This is a genomic window from Pseudomonas syringae, assembly GCF_001698815.1.
GTDB classification, from domain to species: domain Bacteria; phylum Pseudomonadota; class Gammaproteobacteria; order Pseudomonadales; family Pseudomonadaceae; genus Aquipseudomonas; species Aquipseudomonas syringae_A.
On sequence record NZ_LGSI01000003.1, the window covers coordinates 18,045 to 43,334 of the forward strand.

General features: G+C 59.3%; 19 protein-coding genes. 17 read left to right on the forward strand and 2 right to left on the reverse strand.

What is annotated here, in order from left to right:
• Nucleotides 1–260: 260 nt before the first annotated feature.
• The 5 genes from aceE (at nucleotide 261) to AFK24_RS00445 (ending at nucleotide 9,456) form a co-directional block, all read left to right on the forward strand.
• On the forward strand, nucleotides 261–2,906 hold the full coding sequence (gene aceE / locus AFK24_RS00425) for a pyruvate dehydrogenase (acetyl-transferring), homodimeric type (protein WP_065831363.1): 2,646 nt from the start codon (nucleotides 261–263) through the stop codon (nucleotides 2,904–2,906).
• A 153-nt stretch (nucleotides 2,907–3,059) separates the two neighbouring features.
• Nucleotides 3,060–4,703: a dihydrolipoyllysine-residue acetyltransferase gene (aceF, locus tag AFK24_RS00430; RefSeq protein ID WP_065831364.1), complete on the forward strand. Its 1,644-nt coding sequence runs from the start codon at nucleotides 3,060–3,062 to the stop codon at nucleotides 4,701–4,703.
• Between the two features lie 414 nt (nucleotides 4,704–5,117).
• Nucleotides 5,118–7,811: a putative bifunctional diguanylate cyclase/phosphodiesterase gene (locus tag AFK24_RS00435; protein ID WP_065831365.1), complete on the forward strand. Its 2,694-nt coding sequence runs from the start codon at nucleotides 5,118–5,120 to the stop codon at nucleotides 7,809–7,811.
• A gap of 206 nt (nucleotides 7,812–8,017) precedes the next feature.
• A complete protein-coding gene (gene msrA, locus AFK24_RS00440; protein WP_065831366.1) occupies nucleotides 8,018–8,683 on the forward strand; it encodes a peptide-methionine (S)-S-oxide reductase MsrA in 666 nt (221 codons plus the stop codon).
• Nucleotides 8,684–8,997: 314 nt separating this feature from the next.
• Entirely contained in the window at nucleotides 8,998–9,456 is a 459-nt protein-coding gene (locus tag AFK24_RS00445; protein WP_065831367.1) for an REP-associated tyrosine transposase, read from the forward strand.
• A 478-nt stretch (nucleotides 9,457–9,934) separates the two neighbouring features.
• Here AFK24_RS00445 and AFK24_RS00450 read toward each other — a convergent pair whose 3' ends face one another.
• A complete protein-coding gene (locus AFK24_RS00450) occupies nucleotides 9,935–10,771 on the reverse strand; it encodes a 23S rRNA (adenine(2030)-N(6))-methyltransferase RlmJ (protein WP_065831368.1) in 837 nt (278 codons plus the stop codon).
• 332 nt (nucleotides 10,772–11,103) lie between these two features.
• Between AFK24_RS00450 and AFK24_RS00455 the strand changes: the two genes are divergently transcribed.
• Nucleotides 11,104–11,364 (forward strand): hypothetical protein, encoded by a 261-nt coding sequence (locus AFK24_RS00455; protein ID WP_065831369.1) that lies wholly within the window; start codon nucleotides 11,104–11,106, stop codon nucleotides 11,362–11,364.
• Between the two features lie 10 nt (nucleotides 11,365–11,374).
• Nucleotides 11,375–11,821: an aminoglycoside 6'-N-acetyltransferase gene (aac(6'), locus tag AFK24_RS00460; protein ID WP_065831370.1), complete on the forward strand. Its 447-nt coding sequence runs from the start codon at nucleotides 11,375–11,377 to the stop codon at nucleotides 11,819–11,821.
• Nucleotides 11,822–11,958: 137 nt separating this feature from the next.
• Here aac(6') and AFK24_RS00465 read toward each other — a convergent pair whose 3' ends face one another.
• Nucleotides 11,959–13,062 (reverse strand): GlxA family transcriptional regulator, encoded by a 1,104-nt coding sequence (locus AFK24_RS00465; protein ID WP_065831371.1) that lies wholly within the window; start codon nucleotides 13,060–13,062, stop codon nucleotides 11,959–11,961.
• Nucleotides 13,063–13,505: 443 nt separating this feature from the next.
• Between AFK24_RS00465 and AFK24_RS30400 the strand changes: the two genes are divergently transcribed.
• The 10 genes from AFK24_RS30400 to AFK24_RS00510 all read left to right on the forward strand — a co-directional run bounded on the left by AFK24_RS30400 (nucleotide 13,506) and on the right by AFK24_RS00510 (nucleotide 25,172).
• Nucleotides 13,506–13,832 carry a hypothetical protein gene (locus AFK24_RS30400; protein ID WP_139110423.1) on the forward strand — a complete coding sequence of 109 codons (327 nt, stop codon included), beginning with the start codon at nucleotides 13,506–13,508 and terminating at the stop codon, nucleotides 13,830–13,832.
• Between the two features lie 215 nt (nucleotides 13,833–14,047).
• Nucleotides 14,048–14,995, forward strand: a complete 948-nt coding sequence (locus tag AFK24_RS00470; protein WP_065831372.1) for a choline ABC transporter substrate-binding protein — start codon at nucleotides 14,048–14,050, stop codon at nucleotides 14,993–14,995.
• Between the two features lie 66 nt (nucleotides 14,996–15,061).
• The gene (gene choW, locus AFK24_RS00475) at nucleotides 15,062–15,907 is read left to right on the forward strand and encodes a choline ABC transporter permease subunit (RefSeq protein ID WP_065831373.1); all 846 of its coding nucleotides are present in this window, start codon (nucleotides 15,062–15,064) and stop codon (nucleotides 15,905–15,907) included.
• The gene (choV, locus tag AFK24_RS00480) at nucleotides 15,904–17,082 is read left to right on the forward strand and encodes a choline ABC transporter ATP-binding protein (protein WP_065831374.1); all 1,179 of its coding nucleotides are present in this window, start codon (nucleotides 15,904–15,906) and stop codon (nucleotides 17,080–17,082) included. Before choW ends, choV begins: the two co-directional genes overlap by 4 nt.
• Before the next feature lie 264 nt (nucleotides 17,083–17,346).
• On the forward strand, nucleotides 17,347–17,940 hold the full coding sequence (gene betI / locus AFK24_RS00485; protein WP_065831375.1) for a transcriptional regulator BetI: 594 nt from the start codon (nucleotides 17,347–17,349) through the stop codon (nucleotides 17,938–17,940).
• Nucleotides 17,941–18,009: 69 nt separating this feature from the next.
• On the forward strand, nucleotides 18,010–19,482 hold the full coding sequence (betB, locus tag AFK24_RS00490; RefSeq protein WP_065831376.1) for a betaine-aldehyde dehydrogenase: 1,473 nt from the start codon (nucleotides 18,010–18,012) through the stop codon (nucleotides 19,480–19,482).
• A gap of 184 nt (nucleotides 19,483–19,666) precedes the next feature.
• Complete coding sequence (betA, locus tag AFK24_RS00495; RefSeq protein ID WP_065831377.1) at nucleotides 19,667–21,370, forward strand: choline dehydrogenase; 1,704 nt, start codon at nucleotides 19,667–19,669, stop codon at nucleotides 21,368–21,370.
• Nucleotides 21,371–21,586: 216 nt separating this feature from the next.
• Nucleotides 21,587–22,282, forward strand: coding sequence for an RraA family protein (locus AFK24_RS00500; RefSeq protein ID WP_065831378.1), 696 nt, complete (start codon nucleotides 21,587–21,589; stop codon nucleotides 22,280–22,282).
• Between the two features lie 122 nt (nucleotides 22,283–22,404).
• Entirely contained in the window at nucleotides 22,405–23,847 is a 1,443-nt protein-coding gene (locus tag AFK24_RS00505) for a TldD/PmbA family protein (protein WP_065831379.1), read from the forward strand.
• The gene (locus AFK24_RS00510) at nucleotides 23,847–25,172 is read left to right on the forward strand and encodes a TldD/PmbA family protein (RefSeq protein ID WP_065831380.1); all 1,326 of its coding nucleotides are present in this window, start codon (nucleotides 23,847–23,849) and stop codon (nucleotides 25,170–25,172) included. Before AFK24_RS00505 ends, AFK24_RS00510 begins: the two co-directional genes overlap by 1 nt.
• Nucleotides 25,173–25,290 lie beyond the last annotated feature (118 nt).

The window sequence follows — 25,290 nt, forward strand, 5'->3', positions numbered from 1 at the left end:
CAGTTTTTAGTCCGAAAATATTTGATTACCACCAACGGTAACGATTTATCTCACAACCTGACAGGAGCGTTTTAGACGCTTACCTGTAGTTTTACTACTGCCCTTACAACTCGAAAGGCTGAAATGGTCGACGATTTGTAGTAAAACTACACGCCACCGGAACAATCTCCGGTCATCCAAGAATTTATGTCGTCTGCCCACAAGGCCAGTCGCAAACTCAGGCAACCGATTCTGGAAGCCTTTCCGCCCTGGAGCAAGCCATGCAAGACCTCGATCCCGTCGAAACCCAGGAATGGCTGGACGCCCTGGAATCGGTTCTCGACAAAGAAGGCGAAGACCGTGCTCACTACCTGATGACCCGTATGGGTGAACTCGCTACTCGCAGCGGTTCGCAACTGCCATACGCCATCACCACGCCTTACCGCAACACGATTCCCGTTACCCACGAAGCACGCATGCCTGGCGACCTGTTCATGGAACGCCGCATTCGCTCGCTGGTACGCTGGAACGCGTTGGCCATGGTTGTGAAAACCAACTTGAATGACCCTGACCTGGGCGGTCACATCTCCAGTTTCGCGTCCAGCGCCACGCTATATGACATCGGCTTCAACTACTTCTTCCAGGCTCCGACCGACGAACACGGCGGCGACCTGATCTACTTCCAGGGTCACGCATCGCCAGGCGTTTACGCCCGTGCGTTCATGGAAGGCCGGATCACCGAAGAACAGATGAACAACTTCCGTCAGGAAGTCGATGGCAAAGGCCTGTCGTCTTATCCACACCCGTGGCTGATGAAAGATTTCTGGCAGTTCCCGACCGTTTCCATGGGTCTGGGTCCGATCCAGGCGATTTACCAGGCGCGCTTCATGAAGTACCTGGAACACCGCGGCTACATCCCGGAAGGCAAGCAGAAAGTCTGGTGCTTCCTGGGCGACGGCGAAACCGACGAACCAGAATCCCTGGGCGCGATTTCCCTGGCTGGCCGTGAAAAACTCGACAACCTGATCTTCGTCGTCAACTGCAACCTGCAGCGTCTCGACGGTCCTGTACGTGGCAACGGCAAGATCATCCAGGAACTCGAAGGCGTGTTCCGTGGCGCTCAGTGGAACGTGACCAAAGTGGTCTGGGGCCGTTTCTGGGACCCGCTGCTGGCCAAGGACATCGACGGTATCCTGCAACGTCGTATGGACGAAGTCATCGACGGCGAGTACCAGAACTACAAAGCCAAAGACGGCGCGTTCGTGCGTGAACACTTCTTCAACTCGCCTGAACTCAAGGCGATGGTTGCTGATTTGTCCGACGACGAAATCTGGAAGCTCAACCGTGGTGGTCACGACCCGTACAAAATGTACGCGGCGTACCACGAAGCCGTTAACCACAAGGGTCAACCGACCGTGGTTCTGGCCAAGACCATCAAAGGTTATGGCACCGGCGCCGGCGAAGCGAAAAACACTGCGCACAACACCAAGAAAGTCGATGTGGACAGCCTGAAAAGCTTCCGCGACCGTTTCGACATTCCGGTCAAAGACGACCAGCTCGATAGCCTGCCGTTCTTCAAGCCTGAAGAAGGCAGCGCCGAAGCCCGTTACCTGAGCGAGCGTCGTGCCGCACTGGGCGGTTTCGTGCCACAGCGTCGCGCCAAGAGCTTCAACCTGCCGACTCCGCCACTGGAAACCCTCAAGGCTATCCTCGACGGTTCCGGCGATCGCGAAATTTCCACCACCATGGCCTTCGTGCGGATCCTTTCGCAGCTGGTCAAGGACAAGGAAGTTGGCCCGCGCATCGTGCCGATCATCCCGGACGAAGCCCGTACCTTCGGTATGGAAGGCATGTTCCGCCAACTGGGCATCTACTCTTCCGTCGGCCAGCTCTACGAGCCAGTCGATAAAGAACAAGTGATGTTCTATCGCGAAGACAAGAAAGGCCAGATTCTCGAAGAAGGCATCAACGAAGCAGGCGCCATGTCCTCCTTCATCGCTGCCGGTACTTCGTACAGCAGCCACAACCAGCCAATGATTCCGTTCTACATCTTCTACTCGATGTTCGGTTTCCAGCGTATCGGCGACCTGGCATGGGCCGCTGGCGACAGCCGCACCCGTGGCTTCCTGGTCGGCGGCACCGCCGGCCGGACCACGTTGAACGGCGAAGGTCTGCAGCACGAAGACGGTCACAGCCACATCCTGGCGTCGACCATCCCGAACTGCCGCACCTTCGACCCGACTTACGGCTACGAGCTGGCAGTGATCATCCAGGACGGCATGCGCCGGATGTTCGAAGAACAGCAGGACGTTTTCTACTACCTGACCGTGATGAACGAATCCTACGTCCAGCCAGCCATGCCGGCCGGTGTCGAGGAAGGTATCGTCAAGGGCATGTACCTGCTCGAAGAAGACACCAAGGAAGCGGCGCACCACGTCCAGTTGCTGGGCTCGGGCACCATCCTGCGTGAAGTTCGCGAAGCAGCGAAGATCCTGCGCGAAGAGTTCAACGTCGGCGCTGACGTCTGGAGCGTTACCAGCTTCAACGAACTGCGTCGCGACGGCCTGGCCGTAGAGCGCAGCAACCGTCTGCACCCTGGCCAGAAGCCAACGCTGAGCTATGTGGAAGAATGCCTCAACGGCCGTAAAGGTCCGGTGATCGCTTCGACCGACTACATGAAACTGTTCGCTGACCAGATTCGTCAGTGGGTTCCGACCAAGGAATACAAAGTCCTGGGCACTGACGGTTTCGGCCGCAGCGACAGCCGCAAGAAACTGCGTAACTTCTTCGAAGTCGACCGCCATTTCGTAGTGCTGGCCGCTCTGGAAGCCTTGGCTGACCGTGGCGATATCGAACCTAAGGTTGTGGCTGAAGCCATTGCCAAGTTCGGCATCGATCCTGAGAAACGCAACCCACTGGATTGTTAAGAGTCTGCTTCGAGATCGTATAGCGCGCTGAAAAGGAGCGACAAGGCAGCTGAAGATGCGGAATTTACGAACGGTAAATGAGCATCCGACGCTGTTTTGTCGTAACGGCCCACAGCGCACACGAATGAACAGGTTCTCCGAAGGAGAGACATTGTGAGTGAGCTAATTCGCGTACCCGACATCGGCAACGGTGAAGGTGAAGTTATTGAATTGATGGTCAAGGTCGGCGACCGCATCGAAGCCGACCAGAGCATCCTGACGCTGGAATCGGACAAGGCGAGCATGGAAATCCCTGCTCCCAAGGCTGGCGTCATCAAGGCCATGAAAGTGAAGCTGGGCGATCGTCTGAAAGAAGGCGACGAACTGTTTGAGCTGGAAGTCGAAGGCGAAGCTGCCGCTGCACCCGCCGAAGCTGCTGCTCCTGCTGCGGCTCCTGCTGAAAAGCCGGCCGAAGCCGCTGCTGCTCCGGCACCTGCTGCCGCTCCAGCCGCCGCTGCTGCTGAAACCGTCCAGGACATTCATGTTCCGGACATCGGTTCGTCGGGCAAGGCTAAGATCATCGAACTGATGGTCAAGGTCGGCGACACCATCGCCGCCGATCAATCGCTGATCACCCTGGAATCCGACAAGGCCAGCATGGAGATTCCATCTCCAGCCGCAGGCGTTGTGGAAGCCATCAGCGTCAAGCTGGACGACGAAGTCGGCACCGGCGACCTGATCCTGAAATTGAAAGTCGCGGGCGCCGCTCCGGCAGCCGCACCTGCTCCAGCTGCGGCCGCTCCTGCTGCCCCGGCCAAGACAGAAGCTGCTGCTCCGGCTGCTGCACCTGCGCCAAAAGCTGAGGCTGCGGCTCCTGCTGTACAAGCTCCGGCCAAAGACGGCGCCAAGGTTCACGCTGGTCCAGCGGTTCGTCAGCTGGCTCGCGAGTTCGGCGTCGAGTTGAGCGCAGTCAGCGCTACCGGCCCACACGGTCGTGTGCTCAAGGAAGACGTGCAGGTTTACGTCAAATCCATGATGCAGAAAGCCAAGGAAGCTCCAGCTGGCGGCGCAAGCGGCGGCATGGGCATCCAGCCGATTCCGGAAGTCGACTTCAGCCGTTTCGGTGAAATCGAAGAAGTGCCGATGACCCGCCTGATGCAACTGGGCGCAACCGGCCTGCACCGCAGCTGGCTGAACATCCCGCACGTCACGCAATTCGATCAGGCCGATATCACCGACCTGGAAGCGTTCCGTGTTGCGCAGAAAGCCGTAGCCGAGAAGGCTGGCGTCAAGCTGACCATCCTGCCGCTGCTGCTCAAATCCTGCGCCTTCCTGCTCAAGGAGCTGCCAGACTTCAACGCCTCGCTGGCCCCAAGCGGCAAAGCGATCATCCGCAAGAAGTACGTGAACATCGGCTTCGCCGTGGACACGCCGGAAGGTCTGCTGGTCCCGGTCATCAAGGACGTCGACAAGAAAAGCCTGCTGCAACTCGCTGCCGAAGCCGCTGTACTGGCTGAGAAAGCCCGCAGCAAGAAACTCTCGGCGAACGAAATGCAAGGCGCCTGCTTCACGATTTCCAGCCTCGGTCACATTGGCGGCACCGGCTTCACGCCGATCGTCAATGCGCCTGAAGTGGCAATCCTCGGTGTTTCCAAGGCAACCATACAGCCGGTCTGGGATGGCAAAGCCTTCCAGCCGAAACTGATGTTGCCGCTGTCGCTGTCCTATGATCACCGCGTGATCAACGGCGCTGCAGCTGCACGCTTTACCAAGCGCCTGAGCGATCTGTTGGCCGATATCCGCACGATTCTGTTGTAAGGCAATACCGTAGGACCGGCTTTAGCCGGGAGGGCAATATTCCACGCGACACGTTTGCATGGAATGAACCGACGCCTCCCGGCTGAAGCCGGTCCTACGGAAACGCAACCTGTTTTTTCGAGCTGCCACGCTCGTACCTCAACCCCGCCAATTGGCGGGGCTTTTTTTGCCTGGAGTTTGTAACGTTTCTGATAATAAACTTGGATATTTGTGTCCGAAATAACACAAATACGTTGATTTGGAGCAATCTGACCAGCTGCATTTAAGAAGAGTGTTAATCAGCCGAAACATTTATAGCACTAAGCCATACAGCCGGCTTGTCAGCCCGCGCTGCATGATGCAACCTTGCCATACGCGACAATTCAAAAGGGCCAGGGTCCGTGCGCGATCAGTATTACGGAAGCGAGTTTCTTCATGAAGAGCCAACCTGATGCTGCCGGTAGATCGGTGGTCGAGGTAGTGACGCAGTTGCCTGTGCCATCGCGGCTCGGCATGCTGCGTTTCGAAAGGCTCAATGAAGCCAATTGGGCGTTGCTGTACCTCGATCCGAACTGCGAAAAACAGCTCGGTCTGGCAGCTATGGATCTGTGCGCCTTGGTGGGATCGCCTTACGCCAGCCTGATGGAGCCTGAAACCCGCTATCAACTGCACGACGCCATTCAACAACAGCTGTCTGACACGCCGCATTACTTGGTGCGTTACACGCTGCACACCTCTCGCGGGCCGTTGGGTCTGATCGAGATTGGCGAAGGCTACAAGCAGCACAACCGCCATTTGTTGCGTGGTTACCTGATGGTACTGGGCGATGTGTCGCTGGACAGTGAAGCTGTTTCGGCACCCGATCTGGAAACCCAGAATTCCCAGCTACAGATTGCCTTGCAACTCAACCAGCACGCCCAACAGGAACAACTCGCGCACCTGGAGCGCGTCCGCGCCCAGCAGGGTTTGATCCTGCACCTGGCACGCCATCGTTACAGCTCCGCCAACTCATTGCTGGAAGCAGCGCAGCTGATTACCAAAAGCGCCTGCGAAATCTATGACATTGCTTGCGCGAGCATCTGGAATCTCAACGACAAGTGCCTTGAGCCGATCGCCGAATTCCGCAAGGCCACGGGTGAATACCGGCTGCCGAATGTCATCGATGCCAGCCCATATCCGAGTTATCTGGAAGCCTTGCACAACAGCCGGGCCATCGACGCCAATGACGTCCAGCACGATCCCCGCACTCGGGAAATGGCTGCCAACCTCAAGCCGCGTGACATCAGCGCCATTCTCGACGCCAGCATTCGCATCGACGGGCAAGTGGTGGGCGTGCTGTGCCTGGAGCAGATCGGTACGCCGCGCCCCTGGCAGTCCGATGAAATCGCGTTTGCCGGCGAATTGGCCGACCAGTTCGCCCAGGTCATCAACAATCACAACCGGCGCGCCGCCACCAGCGCGCTGCATCTGTTCCAGCGCGCGGTCGAGCAAAGCGCCAGTGCGTTTCTGCTGGTCAACTGCGACGGCGTGGTCGAATACGTCAACCCAAGCTTTACGGCCATCACCCAATACACCACCGAAGAGGTTCACGGACAAAAACTGTCCGAACTGCCTGCGCTGGAAAACCTCAACGGATTGCTGCAGGACGCTAACTCTGGCCTGGCCAAAAGCAACAGCTGGCAGGGTGAATTCAAGAGCCGGCGCAAAAACCTGGAACCGTATTGGGGTCAGCTGTCGATCTCCAAGGTTTACGGCGACGACCGCGAGCTGACGCATTACATCGGCATTTACGAAGACGTCACCCAGAACAAACTGGCCCAGCAGCGCATCGAGCGCCTGGCCTACACCGACAACCTGACCAACCTGGGCAACCGTCCGGCGTTCATTCGCAACCTGGACGAACGTTTCGCCCGGGACAGCGACACGCCGATGAGCCTGCTGCTGGTGGACATCGACAACTTCAAACGCATCAACGACAGCCTCGGCCACCAGACCGGCGACAAGTTGCTGATCAGCCTCGCGCGCCGCCTGCGCAACACGCTTAACGCCAGCGACATCCTGGCCCGTTTCGCCAGTAACGAATTTGCCGTACTGCTTGATGATGCAAGCATGGAAGCCGGTCAGATGGTCGCCACTCAGGTTCTGGCGACGCTGGACAAACCGATGTTCGTCGACAACCAGCTGATCAGCGTGACGGGATCGGTGGGCCTGGCTTGTGCGCCGCTGCATGGCCGCGACCCGCAAACACTGATGAAGAACGCCGGGCTGGCGCTGCACAAGGCCAAAGCCAATGGTAAACATCAGGTTCAGGTCTTCACCGAAGCATTGAACGCCGAGGCCAGCTACAAACTGTTCGTCGAAAACAACCTGCGCCGCGCTCTGACCCAGAACGAGCTGGAAGTGTTTTACCAGCCCAAGCTGTGCCTGAGCAGCGGTCGCCTGCTGGGCATGGAAGCGTTGCTGCGCTGGAACCATCCGGAAAAAGGCATGATCCGCCCGGACCAGTTCATCAGCGTTGCCGAAGAAACCGGCTTGATCATCCCGATCGGCAAATGGGTTGCCCGCCAGTCGTGCCGCATGAGCAAAGCCCTGACCGCCGCCGGTTTCGGCAACCTGCAAGTGGCGATCAACGTCTCGCCCAAGCAGTTCGCCGACCCGGAACTGGTCAGCTCGATTGCCGCGATCCTCAAGGAAGAACAGCTCGACGCTTCATTGCTGGAACTGGAATTGACCGAAGGCCTGCTGCTGGAGGCCACCGAAGACACGCGCCAACAGCTCGATTCCCTGAAAAAAATGGGCCTGTCGCTGGCCATGGATGACTTCGGTACCGGCTACTCGTCTTTCAGTTACCTGAAGAAATTCCCTATCGATGTGATCAAAATCGACCGCAGCTTCATCCGCGACATTCCGGATGATCAGGACGACATGGAAATCACCTCGGCAGTGATTGCCATGGCGCACAACCTCAAGCTGAAAGTTGTGGCCGAAGGCATCGAAACCGCCGCGCAACTGACCTTCCTGCGCCGCCATCGCTGCGATGTGGGCCAAGGCTATCTCTTCGACCGTCCGATCCCCGGCGAAGAGCTGATCGCAAAACTGCGCCGCTATCCGCGCGGACCGCTGGCCTGACAAGTCCTTCCCTGTTCCCGGATGTTTCGGGCACACTAGCCGCAGCCTACGACTCCACATTCAACTTCAGACTCGTTGGAGCGAGGCTTGCTCGCGAAGAGGCCGGTACATCCGGAACACTTTCGAACCTGCAATATCGCCTTCGCGGGCAAGCCTCGCTCCAACAGAACCCGTCCTGACCACCCCCTACCAAGAGGAAAAGGTTCATGGCTCTGCGCTCGGAAATTCTTGTGAACAAAAACGTACTCCCAACCGCTGACCAGGCGTTGCCCGGTCGCGAAACCCCTATTTCGGTTCCTGAGCACCACTTCGTCAACGGCAATCCATTGCTGGGTCCGTTTCCTGGCAGCGTGGAATTCGCGATCTTCGGTCTCGGCTGCTTCTGGGGCGCCGAACGGCTGCTGTGGCAGCAAGAAGGCGTGTTCAGCACCGCGGTCGGTTACGCGGGCGGCATGACGCCGAACCCGACTTACGAAGAAGTCTGCTCAGGCCTGACCGGGCACAGCGAAGTGGTTCTGGTGGTCTACGAGCCGGAAACAATCAGCTACGAGCAACTGCTCAAACTGTTCTGGGAAGCGCATAACCCGACTCAGGGCATGCGTCAGGGCAACGACATTGGCACCCAATACCGCTCGGTCATCTACTGCACCAAACAGGACCAGCTCGCTGCCGCCAAAGCCAGCGAAGCCGCATTCCAGGCTGAACTGAACAAAGCCGGCCTGGGCTCGATCACCACCGAAATCGACGAAGCGCCGACCTTCTTCTACGCCGAGGCGTACCACCAGCAATACCTAGCCAAAAATCCTCAGGGCTATTGCGGCATTGGTGGCACCGGCGTGTGCATGCCACCGAGTCTTGCGAACAACTCGTAAAATCGCGCGCAAGGGTACCACTACCGTAGGAGCGGCTTCAGCCGCGAGCAGCGTCCACCGCCAGGTTATGCGCGGGTGCAAATGACGCCCTCCCGGCTAAAGCCAGTCCTACGGGCACCACTACCGTAGGAGTGGCTTCAGCCGCGAGCAGCGTTCGCCGCCGAGATATATGCCGTTGCAAATGGCTAAAGCCGATCCTGCGGCCGATCCATGGCGTTCAAGGCCCACCAGCAATTTTTCGACAACCATTCGGGATGTTTGTGTAATTTGCCCCTTCTATTGTTTCCTTCTCAATCAAGAAAGGGAGCAATGGAATGCAAAACCAGGAACGCGGCCGCCTTCTTCGCGTCGGCCGATTCTCCATGCCAGGGCACGCCTATCTCGTCACCTGTGTCGTAAAGGATCGCCAACCCGTATTTAAGGATTTTCATCTCGGCCGCAGTGTAGTCCGCGAAATGAGGTGCCTACACGACTCTGGGGTGGTGAATTCGCTGGCTTGGGTGGTGATGCCCGATCATCTGCATTGGTTGTTTGAATTGCGCTCAGGGTCACTGGCCACGCTTATGCAATTACTAAAAGGCCGCAGCGCCTACAGGATCAACAAGGCGTTCGGTAGCAAAACAATTGAATGGCAGAAAGGTTATTACGACCACGCGGTCAGGGCTGAAAAAGACCTTGAGGTGATGGCGCGCTATGTTATTGCCAACCCAATACGTGCCGGACTGGTTACATGTGAGGGTGAATACCCACTGTGGGATTCGGTGTGGACGTAGGCGTCAGCAGCCGCCATCTCGTAGGAGCGGCTTCAGCCGCGAGCAGCGTCCACCGCCAGGTTATGCGCGGGTGCAAATGACGCCCTCCCTGCTAAAGCCGGTCCTACGGGCACCACTACCCCGCGTTCGCCGCAAGTTATGCGCGGGTGCGAATGACGCCCTCCCGGCTAAAGCCAGTCCTACGGGCACCACTACCCCGCGTTCGCCGCAAGTTATGCGCGGGTGCGAATGACGCCCTCCCGGCTAAAGCCGGTCCTACGGGCACCACTACCCCGCGTCCACCGCCAGGTTATGCGCGGGTGCGAATGACGCCCTCCCGGCTAAAGCCAGTCCTACGGGCACCACTACCCCGCGTCCACCGCCAGGTTATGCGCGGGTGCGAATGACGCCCTCCCGGCTAAAGCCGGTCCTACGGGCACCACTACCGTAGGAGTGGCTTCAGCCGCGAGCAGCGTTCGCCGCATAATAAAGGGTGCCATCACTCCGCAATCAACCAATCCATCTTCCAGTCGCCCTTGGTCTGCCCGAGTTTTTTGGCCAGATATGGCATCAATTCGCGCAGTTCTTCTTCCAGGCCCCATGGCGGGTTGGCGATGACCAGGCCTGAGCCGTTGAGGCTCGCTGGCGTGTCCAGCGGGTGCACGTACAGCTCAACGCGCAGTAGCTTCGGCGCGCCGGTTTCAGCCAGGTCCTGATAGAAACGCTTGAGCAACCGTTGATCCTTGATCGGATACCAGATCGTCGCGACAGTCTGGCGCATGCGGCTGATGGTCTCCTTCAAGGCCACGGCGCAGCGTTTCATCTCATCAAGCTGCTCGAACGGTGGATCGATCAGCAACACAGCGCGTTTTTCCGCAACCGGCAGCAAGGCGCGCGGCACATGCCAGCCTTCGCCCAGATGCACCGCCACACGACGGTCGCCGCGCATGTTTTCCTTGAGCAAACGCCCGTCTTCCGGGTGTTTCTCGTTAAGCAGGATACGGTCGCGCTCGCGGGTCGAACGGCGGGCGATTTCCGGGGAGCCGGGGTAATAACGCAGCTCGCCGTCAGGGTTCATGTCATGCAGTAGCTGCATGTAATCCGCCGCCATCGCAGGCAGGTCCGGCGCATCCCACAGGCGGGCGATGCCTTCGAGGTATTCGCCGGTGCGACTGGCCTGATCACCCTTGAGGTCATACAAACCCAGCCCCGCGTGGCTGTCGATATAGGCGAACGGCTGCTCCTTGCGCGCCATCAAGGCAAACAAGCGAGTCAGGACAAGGTGTTTGAACACATCGGCGTGGTTGCCGGCGTGGAAGGCGTGACGGTAATTCATGGCAACTCCTGGAAGGCAGCGGAGTTTAGCAAATCGAGTGGGGATTATCAGATCGCCGCCACACAGCAGGAGCCAGCCGGTCATTTTTCGGGCAAAAAAATACCCGGCAAAGCCGTCGCAAAAACCGGGGCTGAAGATACCGCGCAGCCAAGAGGGTGACCAAACCATTGGCCGCGCATTCGAGCCAGGCAAGTTTGACCTGTCGCCCGGCAGCGGAGTTGCCCGAAAACGACATGCTCGTAGGCGCCCCAGACATTGCTGCCCCCGCCCCTTGCCGACAACCGCGAGCACCACCAGAATCAGACCCTACCTCACAAAAAGGAGCGCACGGGATGATGCATGCAGACTTGATTGACCAGGAAGATTTGATCAGCCAGCTCAGAGCAATCGGCTTCGAAATGCCTTCCGGCGCTACTGCCGAACAGGCCTGCTCCCAAGCCGTCTGCGGCCTGACCGAAGAACGCGCCACCGCTCTGCGCCGCCTGGTAGAACAAATGCTCACCGGCAGCGCGACGATCTTGCCAGCCGTGCGCCAGGCGATAGATAAGCAGCTGTTGCCCGCGCTGGCGGTTTATAAGAAGAATCACGGGTAATTTACGTTTTATGATCCGAATCGAACATTGCCAATCCGTCACCCAACCGGGTTGGCTGGAGTTGCGGCAAGCGCTCTGGCCGGGAAGCTCCAGACAGGCTCATGCTGACGAAGTCAGCGATTTGCTCGCAGACCGGCAGCGCTACATAAACCTGATCGCCTATTCAGAGTCGGGAACTCCGGCAGGCCTGGCCGAGGCATCGCTGCGCACTGGCTATGTCAATGGCACTGAAAGCTCACCGGTCGTTTTTCTGGAAGGGATTTATGTAACCCCGGAATGTCGGCGGCAGCACATTGCCGGACAACTCATTGATGTTGTCGCTCAATGGGGACGAAGCCATGGCTGTACCGAGATGGCCTCCGACACCGACCTGAACAACCTGTTGAGTCAAGATATGCACAAGGCGCTCGGTTTTGCAGAGACCGAGCGCGTGGTGTTTTTCAAACGGGGTCTCTGACACTCCCCCGAGGAATGACGCAGTATTCGTTGGAGCGAGGCTTGCCCGCGAAGAGGCCAGTACATCCTCCGAAGCTCCAAACCAGAAACGAAGCCTTCGCGGGCAAGCCTCGCTCCAACGAGCTCTGGCCATTCGACTTACAACCTCACACTCGCAAACGTGGACTCGTTCCTCGCCTGGCTCAACGCCGATAGCGGGCCTGACAACGGGGCCAGTACGAGGGCTTGCGGGATTGGCATCATGGCCACTTGCTGGGTGGTGTTGGAGCCGACGCGTTCGTCGCGTGGCGGGATGCCGAAGTATTCGCGGTAGCACTTGGAGAAGTGCGGCGTGGACACGAAGCCGCAGACCGACGCCACTTCGATGATCGACATCGGCGTTTGCTTGAGCAGTTGCCGGGCGCGGATCAGGCGCAACTTCAGGTAATAGCGCGATGGCGAGCAATGCAGGTATTTCTGGAACAGCCGCTCCAGCTGACGCCGGGAGACCGCGACGTAAACCGCCAGCTCGTCCAGGTCGATAGGCTCTTCGAGGTTGGCTTCCATCAGCGCGACGATTTCCTGCAGCTTCGGCTGATTGGTGCCAAGCATGTGCTTGAGCGGCACGCGCTGGTGATCCTGCTCGTTACGAATGCGCTCGTAGACGAACATCTCCGAGATTGCCGCTGACAGTTCACGGCCGTGATCGCGGCTGATCAGGTGCAGCATCATGTCCAGTGGCGCGGTGCCGCCGGAGCTGGTGAAACGGTTGCGGTCCAGGGTGAACAAGCGGGTGCTCATCGCCACGCGCGGGAAAGCTTCCTGCATCGAGGCCAGGCATTCCCAATGCACGCTGCAATCGAAACCATCGAGCAAGCCAGCGCAGGCCAATGCCCAGCTGCCGGTACAGACCGCACCCAGACGCTTGGACTGACGCGCCTGGCTCTGCAGCCAGCTCACGTGCTCACGGCTCACGGTGCGCTGAATGCCAACGCCGCCGCAGACGATGATGGTGTCCAGCGCCGGGGCTTTCTGCATCGCGGCATCAGGAGTGATCTGCAAACCGTCGCTGGCCCAGACCTGGCCGCCATCGGCCGTCAGCGTGGTCCAGCGATACAGCTCACGACCCGACAGCTGGTTGGCCATGCGCAGGGGTTCAACCGCTGATGCGAGGGAGATCAGCGTGAAGTTGTCCAGCAGCAGGAAGCCGATGGATTGTGGTGCACGATTCTGGGGTTGGGCCCCGGAGTTGAACGAATTCATCACGGTATCTCCTCACACAAAGCGGTTGTTGGCCCAGGCACAGGCTCTTGTTATTGCCCCATGTTCAGCAGGGCTTTGGTAATGACAACGCAAATGCCATGCCTAAAGTTGAATGGCTATTCAATAACCCCTGAAAACGACGTCGTGATGCGTCTGTTCAGCAGCGACCTGAGTTGTCAATTCGCGACGCGGAGGATTTACAAGCCTTGCTGGCGTTGGCCGGGTGAGCAATTCGGTAGCACTTGTGAGAAGGGAGAAACGAGCTGTCGGATACGAGTGTCACTCAAAGCACGGGGTCATCAGAGCGGGGGCGATTCGGTCGATGAGGGCATGGCTTAGCGCCATGTTTCGGGGCTTTCGCGCCAAAAGGTGGCGACAATCGAGTGGGGTGTTCGATAAGTGCGCAGTGTCAGGCTTCAACACTATTCACCGTGGGAGCGAGCTTGCTCGCGAAGACGCTATTTGAGGTTCGGCAAATCAGCGGAGATGCGCCGCTCGCTTTCACAGGTTTGATGCCTGATGCCTTGCACATTGAACGGAATATCCAAATGGCCATCCAAAAACTGCGTGCTGCAGCTGCTACGCTGATTGCGATCCGCCGATCAAATCGCATCATCAGGCTTTTTTCCGGTACGACGGCGTCTCACACCGACCCACCCATGCTCACCAACGTCGCAAATGTCGTACAGCGCCTTTGTGCACAGCTTTATGCCGGTTTTAGCCCTATTCCTGTAGGAAAAGGGCGCTTACAGCGGAGAAAAAATCCATAAGCGACGTCACCAACACTGGATGCGACCCTGTATGTACTGGTTACGACGCCCCCTGTAGGCGTTTGATTTGGGCTGTTACATGATCGGTGTCGACTCGATCGCCAGCCGCAGTGAAAGAGCTTTTGCTTTACGCCTTTTCGTTCAGCCGAAAAAACATAAATCGCGTCAGGCTTGCACAGGCTGACAGCGGGAAGAGAAACCATAGGAGTCCACCCATGAAAGGTTCAAAATCACTGCTACTGGCTGTCGCGCTGGGTTTGCCAATGCTGGCGCAAGCAGCCGAACCGGCGCAGTGCAGTACCGTCAACTTTTCCGATGTCGGCTGGACAGACATCACGGTCACCACCGCCGTGACCAGTGCTGTGCTTGAGTCCCTGGGCTACAAGACCAAAACCACGATGATTTCCGTGCCGGTGACTTACAAGTCCCTGGCCGACGGCAAGAACATGGACGTTTTCCTCGGCAACTGGATGCCTACCATGGAAAACGACATCAAGGCTTATCGTGACGCCGGCACTGTCGAAACCGTGCGCGCCAACCTGGAAAACGCCAAGTACACCCTGGCTGTCCCGCAAGCGCTATACGACAAAGGCCTGAAAAGCTTCGCAGATATCGCCAAATTCAAGAAAGAACTCGACGGCAAGATCTATGGCATCGAGCCAGGCAACGACGGCAACCGCCTGATCCAGAGCATGATCGACAAAGACGCATTCGGCCTCAAGGCCGCAGGCTTCAAAGTCGTGGAATCCAGCGAAGCCGGCATGTTGTCCCAGGTTGATCGCGCTTCACGTCGCGGCACCGATGTGGTGTTCCTGGGCTGGGAGCCGCATCCGATGAACACCCGTTTCAAAATGCAGTACCTGACTGGCGGTGACGATTACTTCGGCCCGAACTTCGGCCAGGCGACCATCTACACCAATACCCGCAAAGGCTATACCCAGGAATGCAGCAACGTCGGCCAGCTGCTGAAAAACCTGTCGTTCACCCTGAACATGGAAAGCTCGCTGATGGGCAATGTTCTGGACGACAAGATGAAGCCTGACGTAGCCGCCAAGGCATGGATCAAAGCCAACCCGCAAGTGCTCGACACCTGGCTTGCCGGCGTCACCACTGTTGACGGAAAACCAGGCCTGGAGGCCGCAAAAGCCAAGCTGACGAAGTAATCCGACAGGCAGGCGGGCTTGCCCGCCTGTTGTCCCCATTCCTCCCGCAAGCGGACAATCGAAACCATGTTCACAGATCATAAAATTCCTCTTGGCGAGTACATCGCGGCCTTCGTCGAATGGCTGACCCAACACGGTGCCAGCACTTTCGATGCGATCGCGTCTACGCTGGAAACCATGATCCACGGCCTCACGTTTTCGTTGACCTGGTTCAATCCACTTGTGTTGATCGGCGTGATTGCCTTGCTCGCGCACTTCATCCAGCGCAAATGGGGGCTGACGGTTTTCGTCATCATCTCGTTTCTGCTGATCCTGAACCTGGGTTACTGGGTCCAGACCATGGAAACCCTGGCGCAGGTGCTGTTCGCCACCTTCGTCTGTGTATTGATCGGCGTGCCGCTGGGCATCATTGCCGCCCACAAACCGATGTTCTACACCATCATGCGTCCGATTCTGGACTTGATGCAGACGGTTCCGACCTTCGTCTACCTGATTCCTACCCTGACGCTGTTCGGCCTGGGCGTTGTGCCTGGTCTGATTTCAACGGTGGTCTTCGCCATTGCCGCGCCGATCCGCCTGACGTATCTGGGTATCCGCGATGTACCCCACGAATTACTCGATGCCGGCAAAGCCTTTGGCTCATCGCGACGCCAGTTGCTGACGCGCATCGAACTGCCTTACGCCATGCCGAGCATCGCCGCCGGCATTACCCAATGCATCATGCTTTCACTGTCGATGGTGGTAATTGCCGCACTGGTCGGCGCCGACGGCCTGGGCAAACCCGTGGTCAACGCATTGAACACCGCTGACATCGCCCTGGGCTTCGAAGCCGGCCTGGCGATCGTGCTGCTGGCAATCATGCTCGACCGTATCTGCAAACAACCGGACGCCAAGGTGAGGGCTGACGCATGAGCATCATCAAATTCGACAAGGTTGACGTTATCTTCTCCAAGGATCCGCGTGAGGCCCTCAAGCTGCTGGATCAAGGCCTGACGCGTGACCAGATTCTGAAAAAAACCGGCCAGATCGTCGGCGTGGAAAAAGCCAGCCTGGAAGTCCAGAAAGGTGAAATCTGCGTGCTGATGGGCTTGTCCGGCTCCGGCAAATCCAGCCTGTTGCGCTGCATCAACGGCCTCAACACCGTGAGCCGTGGCGCGCTGTACGTCGAGCATGAAGGCTCGCAGATCAACATTGCGTCCTGCACGCCCGCCGAACTGAAAATGATGCGCACCAAGCGTATCGCCATGGTCTTCCAGAAATTCGCCTTGATGCCGTGGCTGACGGTGCGCGAGAACATCAGCTTCGGCCTGGAAATGCAGGGTCGCCCGGAAAAAGAACGACGCAAGCTGGTCGATGAAAAACTCGAACTGGTGGGCCTGACCCAATGGCGTAACAAGAAGCCCGACGAACTGTCCGGCGGCATGCAACAGCGTGTCGGCCTGGCCCGAGCGCTGGCCATGGACGCTGACATTCTGCTGATGGACGAACCTTTCTCCGCCCTCGACCCGCTGATCCGCCAAGGCCTGCAAGACGAACTGCTGGAATTGCAGAACAAGCTGAGCAAGACCATCGTGTTCGTCAGTCACGACCTTGATGAAGCCCTCAAGCTCGGCAGCCGAATCGCGATCATGAAAGATGGGCGCATCGTGCAGTACAGCGTGCCGGAAGAAATCGTCCTTAACCCGGCCGATGACTATGTGCGCACCTTCGTCGCCCACACCAATCCGCTCAATGTGCTGTGCGGTCGCAGCCTGATGCGCACGCTGGACAATTGCACCAAGGTCAACGGCTCGGTCTGCCTCGATCCGGGTGTCGATTCCTGGCTCGATCTGGCCGAGGGCAACACCATCAAAGGTGCGCGCCAGGGTGCCGGTCAGCTTGACCTGCAGAACTGGGCTCCGGGCCAGCCAATGGACACCCTCAACCGCCGCCCGACTCTGGTCGACTCCAACATCGGCATGCGCGACGCTCTGCAAATCCGCTACCAGACCGGCAACAAGCTGGTGCTGCAGGAGGGCAATCAAGTGGTCGGCATCCTGGGCGACAGCGAGCTGTATCACGCGCTTTTGGGCAAAAACCTCGGTTAAGCGCAGCACCGCGCTCGCGGCTAAAGCCGCTCCTACGGATCGCACGAGGCCCGTAGGACCGGCTTTAGCCGGGAGGGCGTTCTGACAGATAAACGCGGCTGAATACCTCGCGGCTAGAACCGCGCCTACTATCCGCTCACTGATTTTCATCTCTTTCCGCACGCCTCTCTTTTTTTATTGATTGAACGTTCAATAAAAAATCTTTAGACTGGCCAAGCCTTTTCGGCACTGCGATCAGTCCGGCGAACCAGGAGATTTAACGATATGCCCAAGGTCGGTATGCAACCCATTCGACGTCAACAGCTGATCCAGGCCACGCTCACCGCGGTCGATCAGGTTGGAATGGGCGACGCCAGTATCGCGTTGATCGCCCGTCTGGCGGGCGTCTCCAACGGCATCATCAGCCATTACTTTCAGGACAAGAACGGCCTGATCGCAGCCACCATGCGGCATCTGATGAACGCCTTGATCGCCAATGTCAGCGAACGCCGACAGGCGCTGACCGATGACAGCCCACGGGCGCATCTGCAAGTGATCATCGAGGGCAACTTCGACGCCAGCCAGGTCAACGGCCCGGCAATGAAAACCTGGCTGGCCTTTTGGGCCAGCAGCATGCACCAGCCGTCTTTGCACAGGTTGCAGCGGATCAACGATCACCGCCTGTATTCGAACCTGTGCTGTCAGTTCCGCCGCGTCTTGCCGCTGGAGCAAGCGCGTAGCGCAGCCCGCGGCCTGGCGGCCCTGATCGACGGCTTATGGTTGCGCGGCGCGCTGTCAGGCGATGCCTTCGACACCGAACAAGCGCAACAGATCGCGTACGAATATATGGATTTTCAACTGGCGAAATCGGTGAGCTGAAGCCCTGTAGCGGCCACTCACCCACCTGACATCAGTCATCGCCACCACTCAAGAATTTGCGAGGACTTTATGGCCCGTTTCGAACAGCAAAAACTCTACATCGACGGCGGCTACGTGAACGCCAGCAGCGACGCGACATTCGACTCCATCAACCCGGCGAACGGCGAAGTCCTGGCGCAAGTCCAGCGCGCCACCAAAGATGACGTCGAACGCGCCGTAGTCAGCGCCGAGAAAGGCCAGAAAATCTGGGCCGCCATGACCGCCATGGAGCGTTCGCGCATCCTGCGTCGCGCCGTGGACATCCTGCGTGAACGCAACGATGAACTCGCCGCGCTGGAAACCCTGGACACCGGCAAATCCATTTCCGAAACCAAATACGTCGACATCGTGACCGGCGCCGACGTGCTGGAGTATTACGCAGGCCTGGTGCCCGCCATCGAAGGCGAGCAAATCCCGCTGCGCACTTCTTCCTTCGTCTACACCCGCCGCGAGCCGCTGGGCGTGGTTGCCGGTATCGGCGCGTGGAACTACCCGATCCAGATCGCCCTGTGGAAATCCGCACCGGCGCTGGCGGCGGGCAACGCAATGATCTTCAAGCCCAGCGAAGTCACTTCGCTGACCACCTTGAAACTGGCGGAAATCTACACCGCCGCTGGCGTACCGGATGGCGTGTTCAACGTGCTGACCGGCAGCGGCCGTGAAGTCGGCACCTGGCTGACCGAGCACCCGCGCATCGAGAAAATCTCGTTCACCGGCGGTACCGACACTGGCAAAAAAGTCATGGCCAGCGCGTCGAGCTCGTCGCTCAAAGACGTGACCATGGAACTGGGTGGCAAGTCGCCGCTGATCATCTTCGACGACGCCGATCTGGATCGTGCCGCCGACATCGCGATGATGGCCAACTTCTACAGCTCCGGTCAGGTTTGCACCAACGGCACTCGCGTCTTCGTGCCCAACTCGCTGAAAACCGCGTTCGAAGCCAAGATCGTCGAGCGTGTGAAGCGCATTCGTGTCGGCAATCCTGAAGACGCCAACACCAACTTCGGCCCGCTGGTCAGCTTCGCCCACATGGAAAGCGTGCTGGGCTACATCGCCTCCGGCAAAGAGCAAGGCGCGCGCCTGCTGTGTGGCGGCGAGCGACTGACCGAAGGTGAATTCGCCAAAGGCGCTTTCGTCGCGGCCACGGTGTTCACCGATTGCACTGACGACATGAAAATCGTCCGTGAAGAAATCTTCGGCCCGGTGATGAGCATCCTCGGTTACGACACCGAAGAAGAAGTCATCCGCCGCGCCAACGACACCGAGTTTGGCCTGGCCGCCGGTATCGTCACCAAAGACCTGAACCGCGCCCACCGCGTGATTCACCAGCTCGAAGCCGGCATCTGCTGGATCAACGCCTGGGGCGAATCGGCGGCAGAAATGCCGGTCGGCGGCTACAAGCAATCGGGCGTGGGCCGTGAAAACGGCATCAGCTCCCTGGCGCAGTACACGCGGATCAAGTCGGTGCAGGTTGAACTTGGGGATTACGCGTCGGTGTTTTGATCAGGGATCTGATGATCCCATTGGCGCCCTCGCGGCTGAAGCCGCTCCTACGGACCTGATGCATCGTCGTAGGAGCGGATTTATCCGCGAGGAGGCCTCCAGGCACGCGCACGTGCATGGAGTGCAAGGGGTCGAGTGAGCAAATCATTCCCCCGCTTCAACTATTTTCAAAGAGGGTGCAGTAATGTCCCAGGAATTCGATTACATCATCATCGGCGCAGGTTCGGCCGGTAATACCCTGGCAGCCCGTCTCACCGAAGACGCAGGCGTCACCGTTTTGCTGCTTGAAGCAGGCGGCCCGGACTATCGTCTGGATTTCCGCACACAAATGCCCGCCGCACTGGCATTCCCGCTGCAAGGCCGTCGCTACAACTGGGCCTACGAAACCGATCCAGAACCGCACATGAACGGCCGCCGTATGGAATGCGGTCGTGGCAAAGGTCTGGGCGGTTCGTCACTGATCAACGGCATGTGCTACATCCGTGGCAATGCGATGGACTACGACGGCTGGGCGAAAAATCCGGGGCTGGAAGACTGGAGCTACCTGGATTGCCTGCCGTATTTCCGTAAGGCGGAAAGCCGCGACATCGGCGCCAACGATTATCACGGCGGCGATGGCCCGGTCAGCGTGACCACGCCGAAAGCGGGCAACAACCCGCTGTTCCACGCCATGGTTGAAGCGGGCGTGCAAGCCGGTTATCCGCGCACCGAGGACCTCAACGGTTATCAGCAGGAAGGTTTCGGCCCGATGGACCGCACCGTGACGCCCAAGGGTCGTCGCGCCAGCACCGCTCGCGGTTATCTGGACGAGGCGAAAAAGCGTCCGACGCTGACCATCGTCACCCACGCCCTCACCGACCGCATCCTGTTCGAAGCCAAGCGCGCGGTTGGCGTGACTTATCTGGTGGGCGACAACGACGCACGCGTCGAAGCCCGTGCGCGCAAGGAAGTCCTGCTGTGTGGCGGCGCCATCGCTTCGCCGCAGATCCTGCAGCGTTCCGGCGTGGGTCCGGCCGACGTGTTGAACAAGCTCGATGTGCCGGTGGTTCACGATCTGCCCGGCGTTGGCCAGAATCTTCAGGACCACCTGGAGATGTACCTGCAGTACGCTTGCACCCAGCCGGTTTCCCTGTATCCATCGCTGCTGTGGTGGAACCAGCCAGCAATCGGCGCCGAATGGATGTTCCTCGGTACAGGCATTGGTGCGAGCAATCAGTTCGAAGCGGGCGGTTTCATCCGTTCCAGCGAAGCCTTCGAATGGCCGAACATTCAGTACCACTTCCTGCCGGTCGCGATTAACTACAACGGCAGCAATGGGGTGAAAGAGCATGGCTTCCAGGCCCACGTGGGTTCGATGCGCTCGCCCAGCCGTGGCCGGGTGCAGATCCAATCCAAGAATCCCCGGGAGTACCCGAGCATTCTTTTCAACTACATGGCCTCCGAGCAGGACTGGCAGGAATTCCGCGACGGCATCCGCCTGACCCGGGAAATCATGCAGCAACCGGCGCTCGACCCTTACCGTGGCCGCGAAATCAGCCCCGGTATTGAGGTGCAGTCCGATGAAGATCTGGACAAGTTCGTGCGTGATCACGCCGAAACCGCGTTCCATCCTTCCTGCTCGTGCAAGATGGGCACCGATGAGATGGCGGTGGTTGATGGCGAAGGTCGCGTGCATGGCCTGCAAGGCCTGCGCGTAGTCGATGCGTCTATCATGCCGTTGATCACCACCGGCAACCTCAACGCGCCAACGATCATGATCGCCGAGAAAATCGCCGACAAGATCCGTGGCCGCGCCCCGCTGCCACGCAGCACCGCCGATTACTTCGTCGCAGGCGACAAGCCAGCACGCGGCAAGCCAGCACGGGAAGTGAGCCGTACGGCGCTGTAACTGCGTCACGCCCCTCCCGGCTAAAGCCGGTCCTACGATGCGTGTAGCCGTAGGACCGGCTTTAGCCGGGAGAGATTCATTTCGAACACCGCAAATCCCATCTGCATCCGCCGCGCTTGATCCCGACATGGCCACCGGCCTAATCTAGCGCTACGCAAACGATCAACCCCCCGCAACAATCGACAAGCCGGCAATGACTGGCCACGAGGCTTACACATGTTTGATGTAGTTTCTTCGAGCAAATGGCCCACCGGATACCTGATCAACCCCAACGCCGAGCCGCTGGACCCGCAATGGCTGACCGCCTTCAGCAAGATTCCTGCTGCCGCCGTCAGTGACTGCCTGGGCCGCAACGTGGGCGGACTGGGTCTGAAAGCGTTTCATGGCAACGCTCCGATGCTCGGCAGCGCGCTGACGGTGCGTGTGCGCCCCGGCGACAACCTGATGATCCTCAAGGCGATGCAGATGGCGCGTCCCGGCGACGTGCTGGTCATCGACGGCAGCGCCGACCTGACCCGCGCCGTGTTCGGCGGCATCATGCGCGCCATGGCCCTCAAGGCCGGAATCGTCGGCGTGGTGATCAACGGCGCCCTGCGCGACCTGGACGAATGGCAAACCGGCGAACTGCCCGCTTATGCCATCGGCGGCGTGCATCGCGGGCCGAGCACTGACGGCGGCGGCGAGATCAACGTACCGATCTCTTGCGCTGGCATGCTGGTCATGCCCGGCGACCTGATGATTGGCGACGGCGACGGCGTGGTTGCCGCTGCCCGCGCTGAATTGCCGGAATTGCTGGTGCGCTGCCACGATCTGCTGGCACGGGAAAAAGCCACCCTCGCCGCCATCGAAGCCGGCACGCTGGACCCGGATCGTTTCGACGCGATCCTGCGCAGCAAAGGTTGCCCGGTTTAAGCCAGAAACATCGTGTTGCTCCGCTCGCGGCTGAAGCCGCTCCTACGCATAAAGCCTGACCCGTAGGAGCGGCTTTAGCCGCAAGAACTTCCCCGCAATACTCCGATAGAGGCCACCCCTGCATGTTCGATCTTTCCGCTCAGCTCTCGCAGCGGTTTGCCGCCCTGCAGAGCCGCGCCCAATTCTATTCCCTGCGCTACGTTCGCCAGACCAGCCAGCATTTGTGCGTGCGCAAGAATGTCGCCGAGCCGCCGTATCTGAGCAGCGATGAAGGCGCAATGCTGACCGTGCGCCTCAACGGCGTGGAAGCCTACGCCGCGACCCAGGACATTTCGCAACGCGGCCTGCAGGCTGCGCTGGAACAAGCCGAAGCCCATGCCCGTCGTCTGGCGCCCCACGCGCTGCTGGACTTGACCGACCAGGCCGTCGCAACCGCCCGCGCCGACTATGTATCGCCGCACCTCAACGATGCCTTCCCGCCGTTGAGCGACTGTCTGCACCTGTTGATGAGCGAGTCCACGGCCGTGCCGCAGGACGAACGTCTGGTGAACTGGCAAGTCAGCCTGGGCCTGGAAAACGTCGAGCAGATCTACCTCAACAACGCCGGCGCGCAGATCCGTCGGGCGCAGCGCTTCGTCTATCCGGGCATGACCGTGACCGCCTACGACGGCAGCGACAGCCAGACCCGCAGCCTGGGCCGGGACAACTTCGGCCAGCAAGGCGGCGCGGAAGTCATCGCCAATTGCGGGCTGATCGGCGCAGCGGGCAACGTGGCCGATCAAGCGCTGCAACTGATCATGGCGCCCAACACGCCGCAAGGCCCGCGCGACCTGCTGTTGATGCCGGACCAGATGATCCTGCAAATCCACGAATCCATCGGCCATCCGCTGGAACTGGACCGCATTCTCGGCGACGAGCGCAATTACGCGGGCACCAGCTTCGTCAAGGCCAGCGACTTCGGCAGCCTGCAATACGGCTCGAAGCTGCTCAACGTGACCTTCGACCCGGAAATCCCCGAGCAACTGGCCAGCTACAGCCACGACGACGATGGCACTGTCGCGAGCAAGCAGTTTTTGATTCGTGAAGGCAAGCTGGAACGGCCGTTGGGCGGTGCGCTGTCGCAACATCGTGCCGGTATGGACGGCGTCGCCAACAGTCGCGCCTGCGGCTGGAACCGTCCGCCCATCGACCGCATGGCCAACCTGAACATTGAGCCCGGCGATCAACCGCTGGAGCAGCTGATCGGCAATATCGAGCACGGCATTCTGATGTCCACCAACCGTTCGTGGTCCATCGACGATGCGCGCAATAAATTCCAGTTCGGCTGTGAATGGGGCCAGCTGATCGAAAACGGCGAACTCAAGGGCGTGGTCAAGAACCCCAATTATCGGGCGATTTCCGCGCAATTCTGGAAGAACCTCAGCGCCGTGGGCGACGTCAGCACCTTCAAAGTGCTGGGCACACCGAACTGCGGCAAGGGCGAACCCAATCAGGTGATCCGTGTTGGTCACGCATCTCCGGCCTGCGTGTTCAGTCAGGTCGACGTATTCGGAGGTGATGCCTGATGGCGCATCAACAGCAATTCCAGGCGCTGGTCGACTCCCTCAAGGGCGCGCTCACGCATCAGGAGCAATTCACCCTCGCCTACAACGCCGAGGAATCGGACTTCATTCGGTTCAATCACGCCAAGGTGCGTCAGGTCGGCCATGTGCAGCAGGCCAGCGTGACCTTCAAGCTGATCGATGGTGAGCGTCACGCCAACTTGCGCCTGACATTGTCGGGCGATGCCGATATCGACCAGCAACGCCTGAGCGAAGCCTTGCATCAGCTGCGCGAAACCCTGACGTTGCTACCCAAGGACCCGTACCTGAAACCCAATACCGACGCCTGGCAAACCAGCAACGTTCAGGCGCAGCCGTTGCCGGACAGCGCCGACGTGGTAGAGCAGATCGGTCGTCTGGCGCAAGGGCTGGATCTGGTGGGTTTCTATGCGGCGGGTCCGCTGTATCGCGGTTTCGCCAGTTCGTGGGGCGCGCTGGGCTGGCACGAAGCCAACAGCTTCAACTTTGACTGGAGTTTGTTTCACGACAACGGTCAGGCGGTGAAAGCCAACTATGCCGGGCACGACTGGAGCGACGACGCTTTCGCCCGCCGTTTCGAGCAAGCGCGTGAACAATTGGCGTTTCTCGGTCGGCCGCTGAAAACCCTGGCGCCCGGCCAATACCGCGCGTATCTGGCGCCAGCGGCCATGGACGAAATCATCGGCATGCTGTGCTGGGGCGGTTTTTCCGCGCAATCACTGGCAAACAAGACCAGCCCGTTGCAGCGTCTGTACAGCGGCGAGACACACTTCAGCCCGCTGGTGAGTATTGACGAACAGGTCAGCGGTTCGCTGTCTCCGGCGTTTTCCGGCGAAGGTTATCCGCGCAAGGATCTGGCCCTGGTCGCCAAGGGTCTGGCTCACGAGCAACTGGTGGATTCGGCCAGCGCCGCCGAGTACGGCCTGGCCACCAACGGCGCTGATCCGGGCGAGTCGCCGAACTCACTGAGCATGGCGGGAGGCTCGCTGGAGCTTGAGCAGATCCTGGAGAAAATCGGCACTGGTCTGTACATCGGCAATCTCTGGTACCTGAACTACTCCGATCAAGCCGCCGCACGCCTGACCGGCATGACCCGTTTCGCGACGTTCTGGGTCGAAGACGGCAAGATCCAGGCACCGGTCAGCACCATGCGTTTCGACGACAGCGCCTACAGCCTGTTGGGCAGCGCGCTGGAAGATTTGACCCGCGAGCGGGAACTGATTCTCTCGACAAGTACCTATAGTGAGCGCCAGACAGCGTCGAGTCAGCTGCCAGGGGCTTTAATCAGCCGGTTGACGTTGACGTTGTAACGGTCAGCCTGAAACCCGTTGGAGCGAGGCTTGCCCGCGAACGCGTCAGCTCAGTCGATATATTTATCGCTTGTGCCAACCTCTTCGCGGGCAAGCCTCGCTCCAACGGGGTGACAAT